At 38.8% G+C, this 26,379-nt stretch carries 22 protein-coding genes and 4 pseudogenes; 4 read left to right on the forward strand and 22 right to left on the reverse strand.

Annotated features, from left to right (window positions below; all coding sequences use genetic code 11):
* Positions 1-3: 3 nt before the first annotated feature.
* The 16 genes and pseudogenes from AAC155_RS13465 to AAC155_RS13540 form a co-directional block, all read right to left on the reverse strand.
* The gene (locus AAC155_RS13465) at positions 4-2,919 is read right to left on the reverse strand and encodes a beta-ketoacyl synthase N-terminal-like domain-containing protein (protein ID WP_158536569.1); all 2,916 of its coding nucleotides are present in this window, start codon (positions 2,917-2,919) and stop codon (positions 4-6) included.
* An 8-nt stretch (positions 2,920-2,927) separates the two neighbouring features.
* Positions 2,928-3,230: a Dabb family protein gene (locus AAC155_RS13470; protein WP_158536570.1), complete on the reverse strand. Its 303-nt coding sequence runs from the start codon at positions 3,228-3,230 to the stop codon at positions 2,928-2,930.
* On the reverse strand, positions 3,223-5,856 hold the full coding sequence (locus AAC155_RS13475; RefSeq protein WP_158536571.1) for a polyketide synthase: 2,634 nt from the start codon (positions 5,854-5,856) through the stop codon (positions 3,223-3,225). The genes AAC155_RS13470 and AAC155_RS13475 overlap by 8 nt, the downstream gene beginning before the upstream one ends.
* A gap of 58 nt (positions 5,857-5,914) precedes the next feature.
* The gene (locus AAC155_RS13480) at positions 5,915-6,322 is read right to left on the reverse strand and encodes an ester cyclase (RefSeq protein ID WP_113042747.1); all 408 of its coding nucleotides are present in this window, start codon (positions 6,320-6,322) and stop codon (positions 5,915-5,917) included.
* Between the two features lie 281 nt (positions 6,323-6,603).
* Positions 6,604-8,286 (reverse strand): non-ribosomal peptide synthetase, encoded by a 1,683-nt coding sequence (locus AAC155_RS13485; RefSeq protein WP_113042749.1) that lies wholly within the window; start codon positions 8,284-8,286, stop codon positions 6,604-6,606.
* A gap of 247 nt (positions 8,287-8,533) precedes the next feature.
* Positions 8,534-10,102, reverse strand: coding sequence for an AMP-binding protein (locus tag AAC155_RS13490; protein ID WP_113042750.1), 1,569 nt, complete (start codon positions 10,100-10,102; stop codon positions 8,534-8,536).
* Between the two features lie 7 nt (positions 10,103-10,109).
* Positions 10,110-10,358, reverse strand: coding sequence for a hypothetical protein (locus AAC155_RS13495; RefSeq protein WP_113042752.1), 249 nt, complete (start codon positions 10,356-10,358; stop codon positions 10,110-10,112).
* Positions 10,359-10,729: 371 nt separating this feature from the next.
* On the reverse strand, positions 10,730-12,355 hold the full coding sequence (locus tag AAC155_RS13500; RefSeq protein ID WP_191214870.1) for a phenylalanine aminomutase (D-beta-phenylalanine forming): 1,626 nt from the start codon (positions 12,353-12,355) through the stop codon (positions 10,730-10,732).
* Positions 12,356-12,622: 267 nt separating this feature from the next.
* Positions 12,623-13,018 carry a hypothetical protein gene (locus tag AAC155_RS13505; RefSeq protein ID WP_113042753.1) on the reverse strand — a complete coding sequence of 132 codons (396 nt, stop codon included), beginning with the start codon at positions 13,016-13,018 and terminating at the stop codon, positions 12,623-12,625.
* Positions 13,018-13,839, reverse strand: coding sequence for a transglutaminase-like domain-containing protein (locus AAC155_RS13510; protein WP_113042755.1), 822 nt, complete (start codon positions 13,837-13,839; stop codon positions 13,018-13,020). The genes AAC155_RS13505 and AAC155_RS13510 overlap by 1 nt, the downstream gene beginning before the upstream one ends.
* 1 nt (position 13,840) lies before the next feature.
* On the reverse strand, positions 13,841-14,173 hold the full coding sequence (locus AAC155_RS13515; protein ID WP_158536572.1) for a hypothetical protein: 333 nt from the start codon (positions 14,171-14,173) through the stop codon (positions 13,841-13,843).
* Between the two features lie 163 nt (positions 14,174-14,336).
* On the reverse strand, positions 14,337-16,538 hold the full coding sequence (locus AAC155_RS13520) for a beta-ketoacyl-[acyl-carrier-protein] synthase family protein (RefSeq protein ID WP_113042759.1): 2,202 nt from the start codon (positions 16,536-16,538) through the stop codon (positions 14,337-14,339).
* 204 nt (positions 16,539-16,742) lie between these two features.
* The gene (locus tag AAC155_RS13525; RefSeq protein ID WP_113042761.1) at positions 16,743-17,492 is read right to left on the reverse strand and encodes an SDR family NAD(P)-dependent oxidoreductase; all 750 of its coding nucleotides are present in this window, start codon (positions 17,490-17,492) and stop codon (positions 16,743-16,745) included.
* Positions 17,485-18,165, reverse strand: a complete 681-nt coding sequence (locus tag AAC155_RS13530) for a hypothetical protein (RefSeq protein WP_113042763.1) — start codon at positions 18,163-18,165, stop codon at positions 17,485-17,487. The genes AAC155_RS13525 and AAC155_RS13530 overlap by 8 nt, the downstream gene beginning before the upstream one ends.
* 117 nt (positions 18,166-18,282) lie before the next feature.
* On the reverse strand, positions 18,283-18,567 hold the full coding sequence (locus tag AAC155_RS13535) for an acyl carrier protein (protein WP_113042765.1): 285 nt from the start codon (positions 18,565-18,567) through the stop codon (positions 18,283-18,285).
* A 199-nt stretch (positions 18,568-18,766) separates the two neighbouring features.
* Positions 18,767-18,900: pseudogene (locus tag AAC155_RS13540) on the reverse strand (IS66 family transposase); the annotation flags it as partial.
* Between AAC155_RS13540 and AAC155_RS13545 the strand changes: the two are divergent.
* The 3 genes and pseudogenes from AAC155_RS13545 to accA form a co-directional block, all read left to right on the forward strand.
* Positions 18,886-19,029 (forward strand): annotated as a pseudogene (locus tag AAC155_RS13545) (ISAs1 family transposase); the annotation flags it as partial. The pseudogenes AAC155_RS13540 and AAC155_RS13545 overlap by 15 nt on opposite strands.
* A 1,072-nt stretch (positions 19,030-20,101) precedes the next feature.
* A pseudogene (locus AAC155_RS13550) lies at positions 20,102-20,405 on the forward strand (transposase); the annotation flags it as partial.
* Between the two features lie 232 nt (positions 20,406-20,637).
* Positions 20,638-21,597 carry an acetyl-CoA carboxylase carboxyl transferase subunit alpha gene (gene accA / locus AAC155_RS13555; RefSeq protein ID WP_113042766.1) on the forward strand — a complete coding sequence of 320 codons (960 nt, stop codon included), beginning with the start codon at positions 20,638-20,640 and terminating at the stop codon, positions 21,595-21,597.
* Between the two features lie 26 nt (positions 21,598-21,623).
* On the opposite strand, the pseudogene AAC155_RS13560 reads toward accA, so the two are convergent.
* Positions 21,624-21,877 (reverse strand): annotated as a pseudogene (locus tag AAC155_RS13560) (ISKra4 family transposase); the annotation flags it as partial.
* Here AAC155_RS13560 and AAC155_RS13565 point away from each other — a divergent pair.
* Positions 21,832-21,966, forward strand: coding sequence for a hypothetical protein (locus tag AAC155_RS13565; RefSeq protein WP_262405155.1), 135 nt, complete (start codon positions 21,832-21,834; stop codon positions 21,964-21,966). The pseudogene AAC155_RS13560 and the gene AAC155_RS13565 overlap by 46 nt on opposite strands.
* Before the next feature lie 19 nt (positions 21,967-21,985).
* On the opposite strand, the gene trpS is transcribed toward AAC155_RS13565, so the two are convergent.
* The 5 genes from trpS to AAC155_RS13590 form a co-directional block, all read right to left on the reverse strand.
* Positions 21,986-23,023 (reverse strand): tryptophan--tRNA ligase, encoded by a 1,038-nt coding sequence (gene trpS / locus AAC155_RS13570; RefSeq protein WP_113042768.1) that lies wholly within the window; start codon positions 23,021-23,023, stop codon positions 21,986-21,988.
* A gap of 4 nt (positions 23,024-23,027) precedes the next feature.
* The gene (locus AAC155_RS13575; protein WP_113042770.1) at positions 23,028-23,732 is read right to left on the reverse strand and encodes a phosphoglycolate phosphatase; all 705 of its coding nucleotides are present in this window, start codon (positions 23,730-23,732) and stop codon (positions 23,028-23,030) included.
* Entirely contained in the window at positions 23,722-24,402 is a 681-nt protein-coding gene (rpe, locus tag AAC155_RS13580; protein WP_113042772.1) for a ribulose-phosphate 3-epimerase, read from the reverse strand. Before rpe ends, AAC155_RS13575 begins: the two co-directional genes overlap by 11 nt.
* A 60-nt stretch (positions 24,403-24,462) precedes the next feature.
* Complete coding sequence (gene dam, locus AAC155_RS13585) at positions 24,463-25,275, reverse strand: adenine-specific DNA-methyltransferase (protein WP_112878414.1); 813 nt, start codon at positions 25,273-25,275, stop codon at positions 24,463-24,465.
* Between the two features lie 84 nt (positions 25,276-25,359).
* Positions 25,360-26,286: an SPOR domain-containing protein gene (locus AAC155_RS13590; RefSeq protein WP_113042773.1), complete on the reverse strand. Its 927-nt coding sequence runs from the start codon at positions 26,284-26,286 to the stop codon at positions 25,360-25,362.
* Between the last annotated feature and the right edge of the window lie 93 nt (positions 26,287-26,379).

The raw sequence follows: 26,379 nt of genomic DNA on the forward strand, positions 1-26,379 counted from the left end.
CGTTCAGTTTTGGCTTTCTGGATTTAGTAAATAATTGTTTATATTGGACAGAAACATCGACATAAAACTCGCCACAATCTCCTTGGGATAATTCGTCTGGTTGAACATCATTTCGATGGCTAACCCCTCCTGTTCTGGCACCAGGTTGACCGTTAAATTGCAATAGACTGGTTGATATCGAGTGGCATACTCAGGAATAGAGAATTTTCGGTATCTTAAGAGGTTCCCTCTATTTTGGTTCTGATACATAAAGAGAATGTCATACAGTCCTTGACCTTGACTTGTAGCTAATGACGAAATCACATCTAGCGGCACATGAGCATGAGGCATACAGGTTTTTAATGCTCGGTCAGTCTCACTTAGGATCGCGCGAATCGGTCCCGTTCCACAATTCACTACAACAGGAATATTATTAATTCGACAGTCAATGGCTTCTCTATCTGATTCTGTTCTGTTGGCGAGTGTCGTGCCCGTACATACAACAGAGGTATCCAGGAAATTTGCCAGCGTAGAATTGAATAAAGCGTAATAGACGACGAACGGCGTGACTCTATGACTACGCGCCACATTCTGAACCCTAACAACCAGATCAGAAGAAAGTTGGGAGACAAGAAGACCAGGTGCCAATCCCTTTGAACCTGCTGAAATTTTAGAGCCACTCGATAACACCGTGCGTGGGACATGACTCAGCGTATCTCGCCAGAATGAACGACTGCTATCCGAAATCTCCGGATCCGCTTGCTGGGGGATATATATCCTGTTCAGTGCTGAGCTCCCCTCACTAACAGCGGATAATGCGTTCAGTAAATTATGCAGACCCATCCCATCTATCGCAATATGGTGAAAGTTGAGGGTGAGGAATGTCTGTCCGTTGTGCGTCAGAGTCGTCACACGGCACAAAGCCCCACTTTCCAAATCAAATCGTTGTTCAAACGCTGCCTTTAAAGACGCTTCCAGCGAACTTTCCAGCGTCAGCTCGACCGCAGTCATTTCAATCAACTGCGCTCGTCTGGTCGCCAACGTAAGCCCCTCTCTCGTTATTTTGTATTGCTGGCTGAACTGAGGTAACTGCGTAAGTATCTCATGTAAAGTTTGCGTGAACCGCTCTGTTGGGAAGCCCTTTGGGATCTCAAAGCACAAAGGTACATTGTATTGGCTCGCCTCACTGCGCTGTAGTTTTTCCAACAAATAAAATCGTTGCTGATATGGGGAAAGCAATCCATCCTGACGCGTACGATTATTCGCCTGTTGGCTATCCGCTTCTTGCCCTGTCTTTGACGACTGTGCTGTGACTATGGCACTGGCTAATGCTTCGGGAGTCGAATAGTCATAGATGCTTTTTGAGGTCACTTCAATGCCAAGCTCAGATTTAAATAAGGCGATGAGCTCAACTGCAGTAACAGAGTCGCCGTAAAGATCGAAGTAGTCACTGTCCGGGCTGACCTCACTTTCCCCGAGAACCTGCTTATAGAAGGACAGTATATAGGGTAATAAGGACGCTTTGGTCAACACGTTCTGTTGAATGCTGTCTTTCTCCTTAACTTGGTTGCTGACATGGGAGGAGTCGTCCGGGCTTTTGGTCTGAGTAAAGAACGAGTAGATGCTGTTCTGAGCCCCCTTGTTATCAGCCTTCTTAGGCTTCATAGGATGTCCAGTGTTATAGCCCTCAATAACAAGATGGGCATTCGTGCCCCCAACCCCCATAGAGCTGATTGCCGCGATGGCTGGCTTATCTGGATCTAAGGGAACATTGTCCGCTGTATACAACAGATTATGTTGCACCGTATCGCTAAGCAGTTCATTAAGTTGCGTCAAATTTGACGTCCCTGGGTAGATACCTTGCTTAAGCGACAGGACTGACTTGATCATGGAAGCGATCCCCGACGCCCAAAAGAGATGCCCGATATTGCCTTTGACAGAACCAATAACCACCGGAGATAAAGCGTGATCTACCCCATAACTGTCCATTAATTGACTGATGGCCTGAACTTCCAGCGGATCGCCCACTATCGTCCCCGTGGCGTGACACTCGATGAACTGTAGGTTGCGAGGGTTTATCTTGGAAGAGCGATACACTTGAGCAAGCAGTTGGTGTTGACCATTCACAGAGGGAGCGGCGTAGCTGGTTTTTTTGGACCCATCATTGTTGCTCAACGCATTGGAGATAACCGCGTGGATATTATCCCCATTATTTTCGGCATCCTGAAGGCGCCTAAGGATAACCACGCCTCCCCCATCCGCAGAGACAGTACCATCTGCATGATTATCAAATGGTCGACACACACCCGTTTTTGAATAGATCGATCCAGGTTCATACTTATATCCGACTTCTAAAGGATAGGAGATATGTACTCCGCCGCAAATTACGGTATCACAACGTTTTGTTTGCAGCATCCAACAGGCTTCAACAATGGCTGTCAGTGAAGACGAGCACGCCGATTGTAAATTGAAACACGGTCCCTGAAAGTTAAATATATGGGCAGCGCGAGTGGCCATGAAGTCCGTGCCCTTGTTCAGATTCAGGAGTAGGTCATTGGGCGGCTCGGTGAGCCCTTTGGTTACGTTTATTTGCAATTGATCATGGTAAGTATGGTTGCTGCCTTGTGTAGCAATTACCGCGACAGTACCTAACGCGCCACGATCGAGGTGATCGCCGTCAATAAGTGCCGAGTCTATCAGTTCAATGAATTTTCTTATTTGGGGGTCCATAACCATCGCTTCCTTTTCTGAAAGCCGATAGCGATGAGCATCGAATGTTTCCGGATCGGGACATCTTCCCTTAGATCTCACGTGCCCTTCTTCATCGGTATATGCATGGTATGACACTCGACCGCTGCAAAGATTATCCCAAAATTCGTTGTAATCTCTGGCCTCTGGAAATAGTCCTGACATACCTGTAACTGCAATTTTATGTTCCATCATTCCCCCTAAGCTGTAACCATATCGAAGACAATTGCCTCTGAGATAACTGAATTGAGTTTCTCATTGATAAACGCTTGATGATGTGTGTTGATTTGATAAGCGTCCCGATCTTGTTTTGAATCAAATTCCATTACAAAGGCGTACTGATAACCCTGATTATTGAGGTTGTCACTGTCATTGAGACCATAGCTGTACTTTTTTATCTCGGGTATCTTGGCTTTTAATTCACCCAGCTGACGAAGCAAGTCCAGTGCATCAGTTGTTGACAGCGACGCACTAAACTTAAATAAAATGATATGTTTATACATATTGATATAAGAATCCTCGAATACAGTTTGACACTTCATTGATATTTGAATCTGCAACCAGCCCGACATGGTCAGTGTGAATATTGCGAACCGTCATCAATTCATTTACTTGCCAGTTATTGTGGTTCCTTTTCAACGACTCAAATGTTGCCGAAACCTTGTCATTCTCTATCTTTGTTAGAGAACGTGTTGCGACAACATTAAGTATTGGCAAATTGATCTCTGGATCTTGAAAGTCCTTGACCATACGCCTTTCTATTTCAAATATTGTTTTGAGATTTTCTCTCGCTCTGTCGTCACAGCTAAGCGTGTTAGAAAAGTGGTCCAGGGCCATGAAATATGACAGATTCTCATCCGAAAACAGTGGCGCGCTGCAAGGGGAATATTTGACAGAATCTAATAAGATATTGCCCTTTACTGGTAGTTTTCCCGTCAAGAGAGCGGTGATTTTCCTGGCCAATAACCCGCCCAATGACCAGCCTCCAATAAAGATTGGAGTCGTCTTATCTGTTACGTGCCCCAAAATGTCGTCCGCATAGATGGCAGCGAGTTTATCTATCGAAACCACTTTGTTTTTGTTGTATAAATTATATGAATCTATCCCTATCACTTCGGTTACATCAGAAATATTCTTCGACAGATTTTTGTACATTTCCACTCCTGAAATAGAAGCGTGGATCAAGATAAGCGTGGCTCGTTTGGCGGGGTCAGGAAAAAATAAAGGTTTCACTAACGAAAACTGCTTTGTTCTGCTTGTTAGCCTTTGAAGTTCTTGCAGTTGTGCAGAGAAGACGTCAAATTTTTCCACCCAATCTAAAGTCAAAGTGAGGTCAAAAGCAGCGTTAATGTCCGTGACCAACGAAAGTGCTAGTATCGAGTGACCGCCCAGATCTGAAAAACTGTCTTCCTCTTCAACATCGTTCAACATCAAGTTATCAAGCCAAATGGTGCGTAAGATTTCATGACGAACAGCCGGTTCAGATCGGGCGCTGTCCCTTTTTTCAAGTTCGGCGTTCTCCTGCATCATTGCGTGGGACTCGACTTTCACGACAGAATCAGGATCGATTTCGCTTGCTTCAATTAACACTGCTTTTCCAACGTACTCGTTCAGACAAATTGGCCAATGGTGACTGGCAATACCTAAGCGAATTGAGTCTGCGATTTGCTCATGGAGTTCGGAGAGAGATTCAACAGAAAACTTCACCATACACGCTTTCCCCATCGAACGTCTCGCTAAGGTGTAGGTCACATCTTCTAGTGACAGATGATCTCTTTTTATTTCCGCTTGCAACTGGCGCAGCAACGTTTTCAGGCGCTCGTCATTCTCTGCGCCAATCAGCACTTCCACTGGCTCCGATGTCGTCGGCAGCACCGATAAACGAAACTCTTCACTACGAATCACTATGGCGCAATTCGTCCCACCGATACCCAATGAGTTAACTATCCCCGTTAAGTTATTTTTTTCATGGACTTTCGTTGGAATATAGAAGGGGGATAGCTCCAAATTCAAGTTCGGATTGAGTGTTGAGAAATTGGCCGCAGGGTACAGCTTGCTGTTCCACACTTGCAGCACCGACTTTAATAGACCCGCATGACCCGCTGCGACGTCAAGATGCCCAACATTGGCTTTAACCGAAGACAATGCAATTCTGTTAATCTCTAATCCACTATTTTCAAAGGCTTTTTTCAACGCTGCGGTTTCTAACACATCACCGATTTTGGTGCCCGAGCCATGCCCTTCGACAAAATCTATTTCATGGACATCCAATGCAGATTTCGCCAGTACATTTTGAATGTTTCTTGCAATACCCTTAATGGAGGGCGCCATATAACTAGACTTAGCCCGACCATCATTATTAATACTACTCGCCGACAACACGCCGAAAATGGTGTCTTTATCATTGCGCGCTTTGTCGAGTGCCTTGAGGACAAACACCACGCAGCCAAACCCCGGAACCATGCCATCAGCACTGCTAGAGTAGGATGCCAGCACGCCGCTTTGCGATAGGTTCATACCTGGCTGATACTGATAACCTGAATGGAGTGGGTAAGGGAGGCAGGCGCCACCGGCGATAGCCATGTCACAATCACCACTTGCGATCCCTTGCATTGCCATATGGATAGAAAGCAAACCACTCGAACATGCCGATTGGATGCCTACTGCCGGTCCTTTCAGATCAAATAAATAAGCACAACGCAACGATTGCTGCTCTTTGTTCGCGCCAATCTCTATCTCGAAGGGATCATATTTATCCAACGCTAATTCGCTGTCAGCGAGATAGGAAGGGTAATGACTGTCAGAAGATGAGGAATAGACACCAACAGTCTGCTCACAGCGCTTCGGGTTATAACCTGCCTGTTCTAAAGCCCGCCATGCACATTGAATGAACATCCGCTGCTGAGGATCTATTACATAGCTATCGCGAAGGGAAATGCCAAATAACTCGTAATCAAATTGATCAGCGTCGGTCAAATAGCCCGCCCGGCTGACCCAACCGTCGCGGTCGTTAGGGGTATAGGAAGGAAAGGTAAGAGCATCTTGACCTGACTCCAACAACGCTTCTAATTCTAAAATGTTACCTGCACCAGGAAGGCGAAAGGAGAAGCCAGTAATTGCTATATCCATTTTCTTTTTACCTATGTAATAGGCATGAAGGGAGATCTCCATGCCCAGATTTTGGGGGTTATGCTGAGAGCTGATTTAGCCAAATATTGCTGTATATTTCGTCATCAACCATGAACCACAATTCGGCAACTTTTCCGTCAACAAATCGTTTCTCCACCATAATTTCAATGTCACGAGCCCGTTCTTCACCTTTCAATGTCGCCTGACGATTCAAACGTGCATAGGTACGGTCCCCGACGGCAAAGAGCGACTCAATCGAGGTTGAAATCGATGTGTGCTTTTCGACAAACTCCGCCATCCCACCTTTCATTTGTTCAACGAGCAGTGTTTTACCTTTTAAATGACACTTTGCATCATCATGGTAGTAATTATTGACCACTGGACAGTTGCCAGTATCAAACACATCCGTGTACAGGGATTTCACGATTTCAATGTTTTTCAATTCAATTTCATTATAGTTGTGCATAATGTGACTCCTTTTATCAGTTGATTGTTTTTGCTATTTACTCGTCTCGGACGTATAGAAATAGGCATTTATTTTTTTGATAGATGAAATAGCTTTTGTAACGTCAATCCACACGCTCATAGGTGAAGTAATAAATATCTTGCGTTCATTGTCTGAGAAGAATATGCCGACGACAAAAGTCACTAAATCACTGGTTAGCGAAAGGAAGTGATATCGTTATTCGAAGGTCTAAAGGTTGATGTGAGTAACTCATGAAATATAGAACTGGCTTCTGGCTATTTTTATTTTTTAGACATAACCAAATTTTCTACTTCTTCCAATGTCCCTGAAGAGTAAAGGTCAAGTAAGGTAATTTTTATATCAAATGATTTACTTAGGTTATGACTTAATGTGAGCATTGATAGAGAATCAAATCCAATATCAAATAAGCCGATGCTACGATGATTAATACATTTCCCTAGTATCTCTTCGGCGATACTTTTTACCGAATTGCTAGTAGATCTATTTTGACGATTTTCCAATATCTTGATGGTATTATTGATTAAATACTTTGTGTCAACTTTATTATTTTTACTGAGTGGCCATTCATTATTTTCGATAAAAAAGTCGGGGATGGCATAGGCTCTCAGTTGAGAACGCGCTCGTGATATCAGAGACTCTAATTCAAACTCTTTATTTTTGCTCTCTATCAAGGCAACAAGGTGCTCTTGCCACATAAAGCATAACGCTTTAACTATCAGCTCATCATTCTCCAGATTTTTCTCAATATCATCGAGTTCTACTCGATGCCCATTTAACTTAACCTGGCGGTCCTGCCGACCTAAAAAGTAAAATTCACCATTCTCCGTATATTCCACGACATCACCCGTATCGTAATATCGGGTGTTGCCGATGGTACAGAACGCCTTATTTGTTTCGGTAGGATTATTATGATAGCCGGCAGAGAGTCCCTTTCCAGAGACATACAGATGACCCACTCCAGTTTTAAGATAATGCCCAGTATCTTCGTCGTACAGTAAGTAGTCGACACCTTGTACAAGTTTTCCAATTGGAAGGCGTTTCTCTTCTCTTATATTGCTGAGTTTTAACTCAGATATCGTCGTGAACACTGTGTTTTCGGTGGGGCCATAAGCATGGTAGAGCTTTGTAAAAGATGTACTTTCAAGAAATGCAACCGCGGCTTGGTGGTCGACTCTATCCCCGCCAGTAATCAGGTGTTTGAGCTTAGTCAACGCCCTACAGTAACCTGACAACATGTGATTCCTAAACAAGCCAGCTGTCATCCACATGCAAGATATATTATATCGTTCAATGAATTGGACAAGCATCTCTTCGTCAAGCACTGTCATTTTGTCCAACAAAACTAGAGTACCACCTGCTAATAAGGGGCTAAAAATTTCAAACGTTGAAGCATCGAATGATAACGAGGAGTAGGATGCAACGACATCTTCATCACTGAGCGAGATGAACGAAGGACGATACAGCAAATTAAACACGGAGTTAGACCTTACCAACACACCTTTTGGTTTGCCAGTGGAGCCTGAAGTATACATTATCGACATCACTCCCTCATCGCCTAAGCACCTAGGCAAATCCGTGTGATCATGGTGCTCTATAGTTTGCAAAAAGAGTTCACCAGTTTCCAGACATACGTCATTGATTATACGAATCTTAGCAAAGTTATCTGTGATATTTTTTAAAAATGAATCGGGCCGATCATTATCGACAGGAATAAAAGTTACATCACAATCAATTGCTGACAAAATAAGAATTATTGCTTTCAGCCTATCATCGACATTTATCAGAACTGTCGTATCACTACGTGCTATGGCCTTTTTACAAATTTTGATTAATTTATTCAACTCGCTATATGAATATACCACTCCATTCGATACGATGGCAGTTTTCCTTGCATAACGCTCTCTTACAGCACGAAGTGCATCCTTTAGGTTAGCATCTTTCATTAAGTTTCCCTTTATTTAACTTACAATAAATTTAAAATCAATCAAAACAATCACCTGATTAAAAATTATATCGAAGCATAATAAGCCAGAAAAATCACAAACAGCTTAAGTTTTAAATACTCTGTAAGGTATATTTAAACGTAAAAGTGATCCAAATGATTTTTAGATTACTATGTGATAACAACAATTATGCCGGGCACTGCATAATTGGCGAAGCATTAGAGCAACACCATTAAGATAATAAAAACTACTGTATTTTTAGAGTAATAAACTTATTAGAGGGTAAAGTTTTATTTGAGGATTCGATTTTTTCATTTGCTATTGATTGAATTTTACTTCTATCCAATTTCGAATTTCGAAGCCTTGGCAATGACTTGAAAACTAAAAAAATATTAGGAACCATGTATTTTGGTAACAATTTTTCTAAATTAATGAAACATTCATTCGGGTCTACTATCGAATTTTCCTCGTATGATAGAACTAAGTAATCTTTACTATTGGTGCTGTATTTATGCAAAAATATATTACCAACATTAAGTAATTTCTTTATGTTCATTTCAACGTCTTGAAGGTGTACCCTGAATCCATTTAGTTTGACTTCATCATCTGATCTACCTATAAAGTAGAAGATACCATCATCGCTAACCTTAACAATATCATTTGTATCATAGTATTTAACACCATTGTGAAAAATAAATGGATCATCACATTGCGAATGATTTATGTACCCCTTCATTATTTGATTTCCTGAGATTAAAAGCTTCCCTTCTCCAAATTTTGAATATCCATAACTTGTTTCTAAAATATATTCTAATCCTCTAAAGGGCTTGCCAATACTTATATCTCTAGTCATATTATCGCTAGTAATTTCGGAGGAGAAGCAGCACATAGTACCTTCTGTAGGACCATATGCATTTATGACTTTAAGCTGAGGAATGTTTTCCAATAAAGTTTTAATCGATTGTTCATTGGGTTTTTCAGCACCAAGTAAAATTAGATTTAACGATTTGAATTGATTAAATACCCCACCCTCACTGAGTTGTGGGAGCAAAATTTTTAGTACAGACGGGACACAACTAAATCTAGTTATATTATATCTTTCAATAATGTTAGCGAAAATACTGGGTATAAATGGTGGTTTATATAAATATACAGAATGCTCATATAGTGGAGGTAGAATACTATCCAAAATGGTCATGTCAAAATACAAAGGACCAATAGATAAATATTTCTCAGGTTTTTCACTTACGTATTGAGGATATAATGCGTCTATGAATGAATTGAAGTTATCATGAGTAATTTGAACGCCTTTTGGCTTACCTGTAGATCCAGATGTAAAAATAATATACGCGACAGTATCAGTGTAATCCGTGATTAAGCTATCTTCATAGTATATATCATGTTCTAGCGGAGAAATAAATTCCCCATTAGAGACTATACAATCTTTATGAATTAACAGATCTTCTCGAAATGAACTTTCATCACCAATATAAAAATTATCAGCTACAATTAAATCAGGATTAACATCTGATATTATCATTGATAGCCTGTTTGATGGTATATTATTATCCAGAGGGCAAAAAGCCACTCCTTTTAATAAACATGCATAAAAAAGCGAAAACTCTGAAAACGCCTTATCCATAAATGATATTACTTTTTTCCCTTTGGTAATTCCTTTAAAATCAAAGTAATTTAATATGGATTTTATTTCCGAATAAATATATGAAAATGTTTTTCCATTGTTATGATCGTAATAAGCCACGTTATGATTATTTTCAAAACGTTTTATCATTAATATTAAATTGTTTTTTTTCATTTTTATCTTATTTATTTATAGAACTATGAACCCAAGAAACAATCGAATCAAATGTATCTAAGTATTTCTCATCTTCTATTTTACTACCAAAATTCAAATTGTAATCTGTGTTAATTTTGTGTATGAATCGAAGAATATCAACTGAATCTAGATGGCTTTTTAGTTTTGTATCTCCTGAAATTTCAGTGCTTATATTATAATTGCATATTTTGTCAATTTCATTTTTAAGCTCTTTTTCAATCGTCGATTTTTCCACTTTACAATCTCCAAATTATATATTTGTAGTGATTTAAAATATATTATTATATACCGAATGAACTTCAAGATGCTTGAGTCGTCAGATATAAAAACATTTAAATTAAATAACATAATCGTTTTTCAAACATGCACTTTGAAGTATCTTGAGTATATAGATATAACTGTATAATCATGCGAATTTATATTATTAGATAACATGGTAATTAGCGTGGTAAAACAATACACATAGAAAACATCAAAATTAGATAAACCTATTATTAAACCAGAATTCTACAAGATCACTCAGCATTACTTCGCTTGAGAATTTCATAAAAACCGAATAGGTCTATTTAATAGATAATTATGGCTTGGACACTTTATATATATCAATTAAATGTCAGAATTTTTTGTTAGCACGTTTTTCACAATAAATTCAATATAGTCCGTGATTGTTTTATCTTCGTTTAAATAGGGGACTTGATTACGCGTTTTTTCATAGAGAGCTCGGGTAGCTTTACTCAAGCCAGCGTTACCACGAATATCGACTGCCTGACAAGCACATAATAACTCAAAAGCCATAACATACTTTAAGTTCTTCAACTGTTCTCTGACTCGTCTAGCAGACACTAAACCTAACGAAACAATATCCTGAAAGTCACCGGTGCTGCTAAGGGACTGAATAGACATAGGCATACACGATGCTCGGGATTCGGCGGTTATTGACGCAGTCATAAATTGTCCACCCATTAAGCCTAATCTTAATCCTGCATTTTCTGCACATAAAAATGCAGGTAAACCATTGCTGTTGGATTTATCCATAAATCTATCAATCCGACGGTTTGATAAATTCATTATCGTGACAAGTGCAATATTCAGATGATCCATCGCCATTGCGATATATTGACCATGAAAGTGACCGTTATGGAATACTTCCTCAGTGTTTTGATCAATCAACGGGTTATCGCTAGATGAATTCAGCTCATTCTTTAAAGTTTGTTGAATATTCTTGAGATTATCAGCAATAGGCCCAAGAATTTGCGGCGTACAACGAATAGAGTAAGCATCCTCTATCTGATGGCAGCTTGGCTTGACCAAACCATCCATTTCTTGAGAAATTATTTTTTCTATATCATGTTCATTCACCGCCAGAGACGACTCAGCTAATATATTCCATATGGCAGTTGCGACTTCGAGTTGCCCTTTGTGTGGCTTAAGTTTGTGTACGGCTGGGTCAAATGGTTTGGTTTTACCATGTAGTCCTTCAATAGACAGCGCACTGATAGTAAGGTAAGTATCAAACACCTGCTGCACTTCGTCATATAATAACGACCCCAAACCTACCATCGCTGAGGTTCCATTGATCAGCGCTAGCCCTTCTTTAAAGCTCAGTACCATTGGGGAGATACCTGCTTTTTCAAGCGCCTCGATACCACTCATTTGCTCCCCCTGATATCGTGCTTTCCATTGGCCTGTGCAAACAAGAGCAATCGCTGCCAATGGCCCAAGATCACCACTGGTGCCCAAAGACCCCTTTTCAGGAACGCAAGGGACAACCCCTTTGTTATAAACGTCAATCAGCTTACAGAGGTTAGTCACAGAAATAGCGGAGTTACCACGAGACAACGACACAATTCGCGCCAACATTGTTGCTCTGACGGTCGTATCGTCAAAAAATTTTCCTACATTAGTAGCAACTGCGTTAATTAAATTGTTTTGCAACTCACTCGCCTTATCAATAGGAACAATATAATTGACAAAACCCCCCATGCTTGTATTTACACCATAAATAACTCGGTCTTCCTCTACCATACTTTCTAAAATATGACGTGACTTTTCGACTCTAGCGATCACCTCATCATCTAGGGTCACTGGCAAATGATTTATAGCTGCGTATGAAATATCTTCAAGGGAAGTTTCCTTATTAAATTTTATATGGAAACTTTTCAAGCTCAATGAAGCTAAGTTTTCTTCATCACTATTTACGGGTTCGTTAATAACTCTATCTTTTGTTTTCATTTTTTTATCCATTAATGATTTATACTGAGCGTAAATAATGCCCATGAAACTTAATCGAATAATAAACTAGCTCATAACCGAAGGCAGTTTAAAAATAGAACATGGTTAAAAGTAGGAGTAAATCGTCAGATAGAAACAATCCTGACAGAGAGGGAGGTGATCAGAGCCAAAATAGACTTTGCCATAAAAAACCTCTCCTTTTTTGAATTTACTGAACCGGAGAAAGAAACCAACTAAAAATAAGGAAAACTTTATTCACTCTGTAATTTAATTTGAGTTGGACAGTAAAATCCTACAGGTTAAGATAGGGCGATGCATATCACCCATGGCCTCACAATGATACAAGTACTTATTATCAATATTACTTATCATTCTAGCCACCAAGAAGTAATCTTCCATAAGTACATTGGCATTCTCAATATTTAAATCATCCACGCCTACTAAATATCCATTGTAGTTAATATCAAGTTGATTTTTTATATGTATCCCCGCTGCCTGAGCTAAGGATTCTACAATTAAATGCCAAGAATTTTGACAGCACTCTCTATATGTACTCTCAGTAGAAAAATGAGATCGTGCAGTTACTTCATCTTTAGAGATAGACTCAACTGAGTGAACAAAGGAAAAAGGTTCAGCATGTGCACCTTTAATAAAATCTTGCATTATTTATAATCTCTTTGGTAGGGGTGTAAATTAGTAAAGCCGTCAAAGTTAATATTAATATTAGAGATCTCTTTCTTGTTTTCATCTATATTATCAATTAGCACATCAACTAACGTGGGATCATTCACATACTTTCTAAAATCGAAGTAATCCCAATAAAACAACTCTACTTTATTTAAAGCTAAGATATCCTGTAATGTTCTCCACACGAATCGTTCAAATCCAACAATTTTTTTGTATGATTTATGATGTAACTCATCAATATCTAAATCGCCTCGTCTGTAATTCTTCCATAGATCTGTAAATATATTAGATTTCTCTTTAGGTATATTATCAAAATCAAAATCAATAGAAGTCTTGTTTTTTTCAATAATCTCATGAGTGACTGTTGGATCTAAAACCTTCCACGTGTTATTTGAAAAACACCAATACTCAATTACGATGTGTTCAACATATGAGCCTGGTTCAAAATATGTACACAAGCAAAATCGATATCTCGAAGGAATTCCCAATTCACGCATAATTCCTATACATAACAGTGAAATTGTTTGACAATTTCCAATTATTTTTTTTTCAAAAGGATTTTCAGAGTTTAAGTTAAGACCTCGTTTATATGCCTCTTTAAGAACTTCTGAAGCTGTACGAAGCTCATAATCCTTATGTCTAGCTAAGGGGATCTTATGAGCGTTGACGCCACTCTGATGCTCTATAATATTCCTACAGTTTCTCGCTAAACTTAGAGGAGAACTATTAATCGTATTAATACTAAGGAAAGAATCACCCAGTGTCGTATTATATGATTGTGTTGAATAATCTATCATATTAAAGCCTTTTCATAAAACTAGCTTTTAACACCTTACCTTTTTCACTTTTTGCTGTGCAAACAACCTTATTCGATAAATTATTTAACTTAACTGTTATTTTTTCATTTGGCTGAACAGTATTATAGAAACGAGCGTTATCTATGCCATTAATATTTAGCACACCTATTTTGACAAGGTTGTCATATATTGTATCCAATAGCAGCACACCAGGGACAATAGGATTGTTTGGGAAATGTCCATTAAAAAATGAACAACTATGAGGGAATAGTATGGAAAAAGATTCACTCGAAATAGTTTCAACAATAGCTCCATGACTGTTTTTTTTATTCAAAATAAGTTATCTCCGGAGTATAATTATTATTTTTAAAATAATAAAGTGGGTGGATATAAATTTTATCAATGATTAATGAAAATTTATCGTAACGCAACACCCACATAAGAAGTGATTATTTCTTTTAATTTTACTTACTTTTGACCTATTTAAAGATATCTGGTTATGACAATCTCTCTTCTTTAGAGATAATACAAACACCGATATTTGAAGATAAATCTATCGATATCACCAAAACGGTTTTTTTAGAATTGTTTGATATCTTCTCGGTTGCTTCCACAATATTGGTCATAAAGTCAGATGAAAGCCTTTTCTCATTCTGAATCTCAACGAGTAAATTTGAGTTGTATTTGGTCAACACACTTCGAGCACCATCATATATATCATTATCAATCAATGAGCTAGATAAAATACAATGGTCAATTTCTTCATAGCTTATACATGCTTCTTCACAAGAATCAAGAATGAGACGTTCCAAAAGACTATGGAACTTCATGTCATTCCTTAACACTAGTCCGTTATAAGAAGAATGAAGTATACTTCGTACCCACGCTATTGGTTTGCCATTAGTCTTATTTAGATTTTCTCTATTGGACAATAGAATAGCTGCACTCCCATTAGTAAGGTTACATTCGGCATCTTTAAACAAATGGTTTATAACACTTTCTTGTGCAGGCGTTACTTCATCACTTGAACAAGCAATCATATAATCTTGAGTATTGCTCCTTAAAAGATCTACACTATATTCGAAAGCAGCTGTTGGACTGCATAATACCGTGCAATGTCCACTAATTTTATGCGCGATAGACACCTGACCACAGATTGCGCTAACGATATGCCCAGGAAAATGACGAGCACTCGCAAACTTGGGATCACCTTCATAGATAGACTTTAAATAAGTTTCTAAACATTTTTGCGGTCTTTGTGAGTTCCCAGTAATTAATCCGGCTCTAGGACTACTTTGTATTACATCCTCGAAACCATCAATCACATCTCCTACAGATTCTATGCAGAATTTTATCTCCGGTGAATCCCGTTTAAATCTTTTATTTTGTTGATTAATCCTACACTTTTCCCCAAAAACACTTCCTTCGGGTTTTATTATTTTTTTTAATTCACCATCATTAGAGCTCGCTTTTATTATAGGTATAGCTGTTTTTTCATATTTAACCTTTCGATTACAACTGTTTTTGGTTACGATTAGTGCACTGTTACTTCCACCAAAGCCAAAACTGTTTGCCAATATAGTCTTAATTTTCTGGCTAGGGTAGTTTTTGTAATTAAGATTTATAGAACTACAATCTTCTCTGAGTTTTAATACATGATTATTTTCTGGCGTAATACCGGCGTCCAGAAGAGACAAAATACTGATGAGTTCTATAATTCCCGAGGCTCCTAATGTATGACCGTAAAAAGGTTTCATTACGCTCACGGGAATATCGTTACCAAACAGCCTCTCGTAAGCTTGCGATTCTGGTACATCGTTTGCGCTTGTGCCTGTAGCATGAGCAGAAATTAAATCTATATCTTTTCTACTAAGGTCAGCGGCAAATAGAGCTGCATCAATGGCCTGTATGGCTCCTGCCCCATTTGGCTCTGGTGATGTTTCATGATAAGCGTCACTTGACGCACCATATCCCGCTACTAACCATTTACTACTATTTTTGTCATTATTTCTTGCTAGTATCAAAATACCTGCACCTTCACCTAAATTTATCCCTTTAAGTTCTGAAAAAGGTGCACATCTTCCTTCATTTAATGCGCTCAAACTATTAAATCCAGCCAATACCGGCAGATCAACACAGTCACAACCTCCACAAATTACTAAGTCAGCTTTATTAGAGTTTAGTAAATCAGTAGCTATGCCTACAGCGGTTAAACTAGAAGAGCATGCTGATGAAACGACAATGTTTTTTCCTTCGATGTTGTAACGGGATGCAATAGCGTTACTACAATGAGACAACATTGATGACATAAGTTCACTAAGCTTTACTTGTTCTACGTTTCCTTTCAGTACCTTAGAGAACATCTTTGAGTAACTATCTGTCCCAGAGTTATAACTGCCTAATACAACAGAAATCCTACTCTTATCATAATCATCAAGATCTAATCCCGAATTTTTGATAGCTTCTTGAGTTGCTCGTAAAGCAAAAATAGAAGCATTATTAATCCAACCATTTTTTCCAAAAGAATCTGTACATTCTATATCATGAACAGATACAGTCGCATTTTTTATTCCAATAGAATTGTATTCATGGTTATTTATTAGCTTGTGTTTGTCTTCAATATATAATTTTAATTCATCTAAATTAGGAACAGGTGGGGTATATAATCCCATACCAGTAATAATAATTGAATTTTTCATTAATTTACCTTATTAGCAGGGCGGGATCTCACATTTTTTATATGATTATTATGTATAAAAACAATTCTCTGGCTGCATCAATAAATGCGCAGCCGAGATGTCAAAACCTATCAATAAAACGTATTGAATGTGAGAAATTATCTATATCTGAGAAATAGATAATTTTTACACAAAGTAGAATCCCGCTCTGACCTTATTAGATACTTAACAGAACTTTCCACCATCAACATGGAGCACTTGACCAGTCATGTAATTACAATTTTCATCACATAGTAATTTAACTATTGAGCTGACATCTTCCACATTTCCTACACGACTTATAGCTGAAGCACGTAATACATGCTCATAGATACTTTTTGGGATGTCATTTGTCATATCGGTGTCGATATATCCGGGGGCAATAGCATTCACAATGATATTGTATTTTGATAAAACTCTTGCGCAAAGTCTTGTGAATCCATTGACGCCTCCTTTGGAGCTACTATATGCTACTTGACCCGCATTGCCGCAAAGCGATGTGTTTGAGGATATGTTTATAATTCTTCCCATATTGTTGCTAGATGTGGAATTTTTCAAGGATGGGACAGAAGCTAAAGTCATGTTTATAACGCCTTGAAGGTTAGTATATAAAACGTCTTTATTCTCTGCATCATTACAACTGACAAATTGTTTACTCAAAGTTATACCTGCATTGTTTACAAGTATATTTATTGAACCCTGTTTTTTTTCAATTTCCTCAACTATTGATTTGCACATGTGGAAGTCTTTAATATCTAGCATATGGATAGAAGATGATATGTTTCTTTCATCTAGATAATGTTTAACTTCTTCTGCCTTATATGAATTTCTTGTATATGTTAGAGCTACATGGGTATTTTCGGATGATAGTTTCATGCAAATTTCTTTACCGATCCCTCTGCCTCCTCCGGTAATGAGTACTACTTTCTTAGACATAGTCTACAACTCCATTTCCTAGCCGTATCGTAGCCCCACTTAAGGGAAACTCGTTTTGAATCATTGAAATTAGAAACTTAGTTACATCCTCATAGTTGATTGTTTTATATTTCAATGCATAGTTTTTTAAAACTTCTTTACTATTTCGATCAAGTTTCAACTCCTTTAACTCGGGTTGAATTACCAATGTATTAAAAAACATATTGTAACGAGAGTACTCTTTTGCTAAGGATTTCGACATTGCAGTTATTGTCTCGTTGTATACTGGAGAGCTATAGCAGCTGTCTAGATAACCGAATGAATCATCTTGTAACAGGAAGAAGTATTTTCCCTTACCTGATTTTATGTTATCTAATATTAAACCCTTTATCGTTTTCATTACAAATAGAACATTATCAGTTACTGTATTTGAAAAAAGACCATCTCTATTGTTGATATCAGGACTGTCTACTATTTTCTCTAAGTCTTCTTGCTCATTGTATCTCAAATCAACAATGACATTTTCATAAGTATCATTATGATTTTCAATTTTCTCAATCAACTTAACTTTTGAATTTTCTTTAGTGTTATATTTAATATCTACTGAGTGCAAAAGAATATCGTCAGAGTCAAGGTTATTGAGTATATGTTCAACGAGATTTGATTGATAGTTGGTTATAATTAGTGTTTTCATATTCTATAGAAATACTTATAGGTTTAACAACTATTCGCAAATGGATTGACAGGCCATATAAAAATAAATTCAAATGACCCATCAAGTATTATCTAATGGCCATTTATGTTATTTATCTCAATTGCCACTAAGATTATTAATAACCAGTTCAGTTAAGGTTAATGGCGTTCTACAATGTTCTTCCATCATTTCTTTAGTTATGTTACCTAATTCAATGCCATATTTCTGCTGAACCCCTACAAAAATATCAAGTAAATCTACAGAATCCAAAGCCAGTCCATCGTCAGATATTAAAGATGTATCATCTTTAATATCTGATAGTTCATGCCCCCATTCACTGAGTTCAAGATTTTCATAAATAATTTTTTCTTTTATATAAGCGATAACTTCTTTCTTATCCATAATTTTCCTATTTTGTTTATGTTAAATTTACTATGTAACTTATATGGACACCGACTCAATTCAAGTGGGTGGCATATTTTTCTGACAAAAGTAGTCGCAAACATATATTCGGTTTCAAAGAGAGTCGTAAGCGTCCAATTAACCCGTGTGATTAGACTCAATCTCACTGAGATTAACATTCCACGGTAGAAGATCAAGTCCAGTTTTTCCGCCCCGTGGTAAAGGGCGAATATCCCGCTCAGTGACATTGTTATCAATACTGGTATCTCCGTCATCCAGATAGGTCAGCAGCTTCGGCCATTGATTCAGGGTATAGCTGATGTAAGCACCCAAATGGCGTTCTTTAACCTGATTGCGTTAAATGTGATTAATCAAGATGCCAGTATTAAAGATAGTCATAAAGCTAAACGTCGAATAGCAACGTGGTCAGGTGAATTCCGTAGCCAGCTTATATTTGATTAAATTAACGGCAAAGAATCCCACTCTGATTGGGTGGGGCTTTTATCCTATTTGAGTACGCTACCGCCCTTAGGTTTGGCTCCTACAAGCAATCAATCAATGATATTAAAATTTGTTTTTAGAAAATAACCTATTAGGATCCTCTTTTATCCCTTTATCTCAAAGATAATAAGGATGGGAACAATATTTTTTTCCTAAATTTTTACTGGTACGATCATGAGTAGTAAATCCCAGGTCATTATCAATGGTTATATACTCAAGATACTTCAAAGTGCATGTTTGAAAAACGATTATGTTGTTGAATTTAAATGTTTTTATATCTGACGGCTCAAGCATTTTGAAGTTCATTCGGTATATACCCTTCATCTTTCAAGTTGCTGCTTTGTTGGCTGCGTTCACTTGCCGCCGCGCTGCAACTTGAAATCTATTGGGTATAGTTCTAATTTTTAGTTTTAAAAAGATAAGTACTTTGTTGCTGCTTTTGCGAATGAGCCTACAATTTTTTTAATCACTGTAAATAGCGATTTTCGTTCAATAAATGTAAATAATGCATTTTCCTTTGGCTAAAAAGTCGCCAGCCATAATAATTGACCGGCTGTCTTAGTAATTTAACTTATTATAAGAGAATCTAAGATTCCTTTTTGTGATAAATACCATACTTTTATTTCTTAACGTGTATTCATAATATACAACATTAAATTAGACTCCACGCTGTGATTAATTCAAGAAAATATAATCCGGCTGCAAAATTATTACATCAAAGTTCCTATTCTAAAAATAATTTCATTTGATGTAATATAGTTCATATATAATATCTAATTTATATTTTTAATAAAATGACATGTGGTTAATTTTATTCTATTTTATTAATTAACTTATTATTCATTACGTTTAGTTACAATCTTTCAATATGGTTTTCATTTGTTTTTATATTTTTTAGTGTTTTTTATTTTTTATCTGTTAATATCCAAAATCGTAGTATACCCGTGCTCATTGAAACTGCTTGATTTTCCCCAAAATGAGGATCATGGTATCAGTCATGAAAATATTCATTACCGATGAACAAAAAGCCGAACTTGAATACCTCCATCCCACGCAGGGGACGAAACTCGCTTATGGCTGGATGTGCAAAAGCCAGAAAACCGCGGTGAAAACAACGGGAAACCGTCCCCGTCTGAACCTGATGGGCGCCCTGAATCTGGCCGATATCAGTAAAACGGGGGGACGCGAGTATGACCGTATCGACAGTTAATCATATCGCCGAATTCTTCATTGCCATTCGTGAAACCTATCCGGTCAGTCAGAAGGTGCATATTATCCTTGACGGAGCCGGTTACCATCGGAGTGAGTTGGTGAAAGACTGGGCTTATGTGATGAATGAAAAGGTCAGAAATAAATAACAAACTTCACTCTGTATACCTATACGAGAGCATAAAATCTATGGTCACCAAGATAAAACAACGCGATGGTTATAGACTTATAATCACGAACTCCCTAACATGGGATTAGCGGGGAATAACCCCTATTCAAAAATTGACGCTGTCACAAAACAAAAATTCTACTGCTAATAACCTCCATTAAAAATGGGATGGTTACCATGTTAAGGATTCTATGTCTACTCATTTTCTCGCATTTGAAAAACCAATCGTCGAATTGAATGAAAAAATCGACGCTTTAGTGACCTTTAAAGAAAATAGCCATCTGTCGGATATTAAGATCGACGAGGAAATCAAATTACTTGAGAAGAAATGTCTTTCATTAACGAAAACCATTTTTTCTCAACTTGGCGCTTGGGAAATCGTCCAACTTGCCAGACACCCCATGAGACCTTACACCCTCGACTATGTTTCTTTGATCTTTACTGAGTTTCAAGAGCTAGCGGGTGACCGAGCATTTGCAGATGATAAAGCCCTTGTTGGCGGTTTAGCTCGTCTTGATGACCAACCTGTGATGGTAATAGGGCAGCAAAAAGGCCGTACCACGAAAGAAAAAGTGATGCGCAACTTTGGCATGCCTTCCCCTGAGGGTTATCGCAAAGCATTACGCTTAATGAAAATGGCCGAGCGTTTCCATATACCAGTGGTGACTCTTATTGATTCTGCGGGCGCTTATCCAGGTATTGGTGCTGAAGAGCGGGGACAAGCCGAAGCGATTGCGCGAAACATTATGGAAATGTCTTGCTTAAAAACACCAATCGTCTGTGTGATCACAGGAGAAGGTTGCTCTGGTGGCGCGTTAGCGATAGGGGTTGGCGATCGCATTAATATGTTGGAATACAGTACCTATGCGGCAATTTCACCGGAAGGTTGCGCATCTATTCTTTGGAAAGATGCACAAAAAGCTCAGGTTGCCGCTGAAGCGATGGGAATGACGGCGAAACGACTTAAAGAGCTTGGTATTATCGATACTATTATCCCAGAACCACTTGGTGGTGCTCATCGTGATTATCTGATCGCGGGTGAAAATTTAAAACAACAGCTACTCGCCGATTTGTCAGCATTGAAAAAGCTCGATATTGAAACATTACTGGCGGAACGCTACCAAAAAATAATGGCAATTGGTTATTGTTAAGGAGAACATAAAAAAGTCAGGGGCACTTATGCGGTAACCACCTCTGTTAAATTATGATCCGTTTCTTCACATAATTTTATGCCCGGATACCAATGCTCGAATCGGGCTTTTAAATTATCATTGAGTACCGCTGCGCATGTCTGGAGTTAGTAATGCACACTTTGTTGGCTCCATTGCATCTGCTGCTTTTCACCATGCGTTTAGCGATGACTTCATTGATCGTCGATTCAACAAATGAAGAAGCAATCGGCTCACCATATCGGTACATTTCGCCGTAATTCAGGTGGTGTGATTGCTTACTGCCTTAAATGGAAGAAACCATCACTGAAAGTTTTCTACTCAGGAGAAGATTTTCCAATGACGGCTTAAACAGAATGCAGGTTAATTATTAAGGATGAGCAATAAAGCCAACAGCTTCATACACTTTATCTAGCGTAATCTGAGCGCGGGCTTTTGCCTTCGCTGCACCTTCTGCCATGATTTTGTTCAGCAGGATTTCATCATTACGGAAATAGTGGAAACGCTCTTGTAACTCAGTCAACATACCGGAAACTGCATCAGCAACAGCACTTTTTAAATGACCATACATCTGGCCTTCAAATTCTGCTTCCAGTTCAGGAATGGTTTTGTCAGTAACACCCGCGAGGATATCTAATAAATTGGAAACACCCGGTTTTTGTTCCAGATCATAGCGAACACGAGGAGGTTCTTCTGAATCTGTGACTGCGCGTTTTATCTTTTTAGCGGCTGATTTTGGATCTTCCAACAGAGCGATAACGTTGTTACGGTTATCATCTGACTTGGACATTTTCTTTTCTGGGTCTTGAAGGGCCATAACACGGGCACCACCGGTTGGGATAAACGGCTCTGGTAAAGAGAAGATATTGCCGTAGATGGCATTAAATCGTTGAGCAATATCACGGCTCAATTCAAGATGTTGTTTCTGATCGATACCTACAGGAACCTGATTTGTTTGGTATACCAAAATATCCGCCGCCATCAGTACAGGATAGTCAAACAAGCCTGCATTGATGTTTTCGGCATGACGGGCTGATTTGTCTTTAAACTGAGTCATGCGGCTGAGTTCACCGAAATAGGTATAACAGTTTAGAACCCAGCTTAACTGAGCGTGTTGTGGGACATGAGATTGGACAAAAATAGTACTTTTCTCTGGGTCAATGCCACAAGCCAAGTAGAGAGCTAGTGTATCCAGAGTGCGTTTTCTCAACTCTTTTGAGTCCTGGCGGACTGTAATTGCATGTTGGTCAACAATGCAATAGATGCAGTCATAATCATCCTGCATTTTAACCCACTGACGTAACGCCCCCATATAGTTACCGATGGTTAATTCACCGGAAGGCTGTGCGCCGCTGAATACAATAGGTTTTTGGGAGTTTAGTGTTTCAGATACAGTGGGTTTATTCATTTTATTATGCTTCCTGAAGTTTTAAATATGGGAGTCCAATTATGGATAGCAGATCCGAAAAATTCGTTAATATGCAATCTGGATTGCTTAATGCAATAGATTCACCGTAGTTATATCCATAAGTTAAACCAACACACGGGCAACCAGCCGCTTGTGCTGCTAAAATATCATTACGGGAATCACCGACAAAGAGCAGTTCTTCCTTACGCAGTCCGAATGTACCCATTGTTAAATAAATAGGTGCCGGATGTGGCTTTTTCTCTTTAACATCATCACCACCTAACACTAATGAGAAATATTCACTGATGCCTAAAGAAGCCAGCAGAGGAGCAATGAAAGGTGTTGGTTTATTGGTGATGATACCCATTGGCAAATTGTGTTTTGCCAGTTCAGCCAATGTAGCTTTGACTTCTGGGAACAGTTGACTGCCTGTTGTTACAGTTGTTTCATAGAATCGATCAAATAGCTCACGGGTTTCTTTATGCAGTTGCGCGGTCAATTTGACTCTGGCCCATGTCAACGCCCGTTCGACCATAATGTCTGCACCATTACCTACCCAAGCAGCAACCCGCTCTTTTCCCGCAGCAGGGAGATCTTTGGCTAACAGCGCTTGATCCAGTGCATCAGCTAAACCATCGGCGCTGTCTACCAGTGTGCCGTCCAGATCAAAAGCGATAGCACGAATACCTTTTAATACCTTACTTACCATGAGATACCTTTGACAATTCACTACGCATATTATCAATAACAGTTTTGTAATCAGGCTGACTGAAAATAGCTGAGCCAGCAACAAACATATCTGCCCCCGCGGTTGCTGCCGCGGCAATGTTGCTAGCTTTAATGCCACCGTCTACTTCAAGACGAATATCATAACCGCTTTCATCAATGATTTTACGAACCTGACGCAGTTTCTCTAGTGTTCCAGGGATGAAAGATTGACCACCGAAACCGGGATTTACCGACATCAATAGAATGATATCCAGTTTATCCAAGACATAATCAAGATAACTCAATGGAGTTGCAGGATTGAATACCAAACCAGCTTTACAACCATACTCTTTGATCAGTTGTAAACTGCGGTCAATATGCTCGCTGGTTTCTGGGTGGAAGGTAATGTAAGTTGCTCCTGCTTTGGCAAAATCAGGGATAATGCGGTCAACCGGTTTTACCATCAAATGAACATCGATTGGTGCAGTGATACCATAATCTCTTAGAGCCTGGCAGACCATAGGCCCGATAGTCAGGTTAGGGACATAATGGTTGTCCATCACATCAAAGTGAACAACGTCAGCCCCTGCTGCCAGCACCTTAGCTGTATCTTCACCCAGCCGCGCAAAATTTGCAGATAAAATGGATGGGGCAATCAGAAAGTCTTTCATTATCTTCTCCAAATCGTTTCTATCATCCCTTAATTGCCAGGCAAAAGGGGAGTGGATAAATCAGCGATATAATGCCAAAAGTTCGTCTACCTTACTGCGGGCAAGGATATTCCTGCTGATAGTACGACGTGCTTTGACAATATGAAGTGAAGCCTGATAGTACCATTTTCGCGTCATTGGCGTATCGTGGTTGGATATCAAAACAGGAATTGCACGTTCTGATGATAACTTAAATGCAATATTTGCCAGATTTTCCTGATCTGCAACGTTAAAACTATTGGTGTGATATGCCGTAAAGTTCGCTGTTGCTGACAAAGGAGCATAAGGAGGATCGCAATAGATAACTGAGCCTTTATGTGCTTCGTTCAACGTGTGTTGGTAGTGCTCACAGATAAAAGTCGCATTTTGGGCTTTTTCAGCAAACCAGTGTAATTCTTCTTCGGGAAAGTAGGGTTTTTTATAACGGCCAAAAGGTACGTTAAATTTACCATGAGAATTATAACGACAGAGGCCGTTGTAACAATGGCGATTGAGATAAAGGAATAACACGCTGCGATGGAACGGGTCAGTGCTTTGGTTAAATTGCTCTCGTAACTGATAAAAATGTTCGGCTGTATTGTATTCTTGGGTAAACAGAGGCTGTGTGTGGACGATAAACTCATCAGCCCTGAGTTTTACTGTGTTGTACAGGTTAATCAGGTCACTGTTGATATCAGCGAGGATATAAGAATCGTAGTCTGTGTTCAAAAAGACAGAACCTGCGCCAACAAATGGCTCTATCAGACAACTACCGGCTGGCAGATGACGTTTGATATCATCTACCAACGGGTATTTTCCACCGGCCCATTTTAAGAAAGCGCGTTTTTTTTTCATGCTGTCAATTAATTACTCAATCATTCCAGAGCCGCAGATTGTACTCTGTTTAGGACAGCATATCAGCGCCTAATAAATATTGTTTTATTTTCTTAGGTCTTGTTGCACTTGCTGCATCGTTCTAACCCAAGGTTTTTTCGCCTGAATCTCGGCTGGTAGAGATGAAACGGCCCGTTTGGCTTCAGAAACGGAACGGTAATCACCATGAATTAAAACAAACCAAACTTTTCCATTACGTTTAGTTTCATAAACTTTGTAATGGGTAAGATTATGCTTTTTAGCAAAAGCGGTCAGTGTATCTGAGCGGCTGGCACTACTTAATTGCAAAGTGTAATGGTTTGCCGGGGTTTTTAATTGATCACTACTGGTGCTACTGACCACATTGTTTTTACTGCTAGCATGACTTGTCGATGGTTTTGATTTAGCTGGTGTTTCTGATTTCAGTGGACGGATATTTTCTGATTTCTGCTGTACCACCGGTGGTGGTGTTACTGGCTGTGATTGTTGGGTTTGATTCAGATTCTGTACTGCGTGATTTATATTACTTTGTTGTTGAGTCAGTGCATCAGGAATATTTCCTGATAATTCAATGCGCTGATTTTGGGTTTCGCCATTGTTAGTTTGAAGCTGATGAGGTTGAGTTGAAGTACCACTGACAGGAGGAACATTGATTTCCTGTGGTCTGTTGATTGTCTCTGTAGTGGTATTCTCTGATGTTATGGATTTATTGTCATCGTTGTTGGATGATGAACTTGATAAATCAATATTCTTCTTGGCAACATTTGGCGATTGCTGTTTTTCATGTTCAGTTGGGGCTTTTAAGGCAGAACTGATAGCAATAATCAGCAGTAGCAGCACTAAAATCCCAATGCCAAGCATCATTTGCTGACGTGAAACCGCAAATTTGGGTTTGTTTAATGGCTGACGCGAGCGTGAAGGACGGCGATCTGAGGTATCTGGCCTAAACTCGTTATTTGCTCTTTGTTCATTTTCTGATTTGAATTCGTCCATATGCCCTCCAAACAGAGCCAATACTGCCAATTGCAATTGAAGTCAGTCCGGCAGGCTGACTTAACGAAGATAGAAATTTGTCTGATAGAGTCG

Source organism: Photorhabdus sp. HUG-39, assembly GCF_963878365.1.
In the GTDB taxonomy this organism is placed as follows: Bacteria; Pseudomonadota; Gammaproteobacteria; order Enterobacterales; family Enterobacteriaceae; genus Photorhabdus; species Photorhabdus kayaii.

What these genes read in the sequence shown, in the direction of transcription:
- AAC155_RS13535 (WP_113042765.1), bottom strand. Translation starts at nt 18,567, where the DNA reads ATGGATAAGAAAGAAGTTATCGCTTATATAAAAGAAAAAATTATTTAT.
- AAC155_RS13500 (WP_191214870.1), bottom strand. Translation starts at nt 12,355, where the DNA reads ATGAAAACAAAAGATAGAGTTATTAACGAACCCGTAAATAGTGATGAA.
- AAC155_RS13505 (WP_113042753.1), bottom strand. Translation starts at nt 13,018, where the DNA reads ATGCAAGATTTTATTAAAGGTGCACATGCTGAACCTTTTTCCTTTGTT.
- AAC155_RS13485 (WP_113042749.1), bottom strand. Translation starts at nt 8,286, where the DNA reads ATGAAAGATGCTAACCTAAAGGATGCACTTCGTGCTGTAAGAGAGCGT.
- AAC155_RS13590 (WP_113042773.1), bottom strand. Translation starts at nt 26,286, where the DNA reads ATGGACGAATTCAAATCAGAAAATGAACAAAGAGCAAATAACGAGTTT.
- AAC155_RS13510 (WP_113042755.1), bottom strand. Translation starts at nt 13,839, where the DNA reads ATGATAGATTATTCAACACAATCATATAATACGACACTGGGTGATTCT.
- AAC155_RS13470 (WP_158536570.1), bottom strand. Translation starts at nt 3,230, where the DNA reads ATGTATAAACATATCATTTTATTTAAGTTTAGTGCGTCGCTGTCAACA.
- AAC155_RS13480 (WP_113042747.1), bottom strand. Translation starts at nt 6,322, where the DNA reads ATGCACAACTATAATGAAATTGAATTGAAAAACATTGAAATCGTGAAA.
- AAC155_RS13575 (WP_113042770.1), bottom strand. Translation starts at nt 23,732, where the DNA reads ATGGTAAGTAAGGTATTAAAAGGTATTCGTGCTATCGCTTTTGATCTG.
- AAC155_RS13525 (WP_113042761.1), bottom strand. Translation starts at nt 17,492, where the DNA reads ATGTCTAAGAAAGTAGTACTCATTACCGGAGGAGGCAGAGGGATCGGT.
- AAC155_RS13465 (WP_158536569.1), bottom strand. Translation starts at nt 2,919, where the DNA reads ATGGAACATAAAATTGCAGTTACAGGTATGTCAGGACTATTTCCAGAG.
- dam (WP_112878414.1), bottom strand. Translation starts at nt 25,275, where the DNA reads ATGAAAAAAAAACGCGCTTTCTTAAAATGGGCCGGTGGAAAATACCCG.
- accA (WP_113042766.1), top strand. Translation starts at nt 20,638, where the DNA reads ATGTCTACTCATTTTCTCGCATTTGAAAAACCAATCGTCGAATTGAAT.
- trpS (WP_113042768.1), bottom strand. Translation starts at nt 23,023, where the DNA reads ATGAATAAACCCACTGTATCTGAAACACTAAACTCCCAAAAACCTATT.
- AAC155_RS13490 (WP_113042750.1), bottom strand. Translation starts at nt 10,102, where the DNA reads ATGAAAAAAAACAATTTAATATTAATGATAAAACGTTTTGAAAATAAT.
- AAC155_RS13530 (WP_113042763.1), bottom strand. Translation starts at nt 18,165, where the DNA reads ATGAAAACACTAATTATAACCAACTATCAATCAAATCTCGTTGAACAT.
- AAC155_RS13520 (WP_113042759.1), bottom strand. Translation starts at nt 16,538, where the DNA reads ATGAAAAATTCAATTATTATTACTGGTATGGGATTATATACCCCACCT.
- AAC155_RS13565 (WP_262405155.1), top strand. Translation starts at nt 21,832, where the DNA reads ATGAAGAAGCAATCGGCTCACCATATCGGTACATTTCGCCGTAATTCA.
- AAC155_RS13475 (WP_158536571.1), bottom strand. Translation starts at nt 5,856, where the DNA reads ATGGATATAGCAATTACTGGCTTCTCCTTTCGCCTTCCTGGTGCAGGT.
- rpe (WP_113042772.1), bottom strand. Translation starts at nt 24,402, where the DNA reads ATGAAAGACTTTCTGATTGCCCCATCCATTTTATCTGCAAATTTTGCG.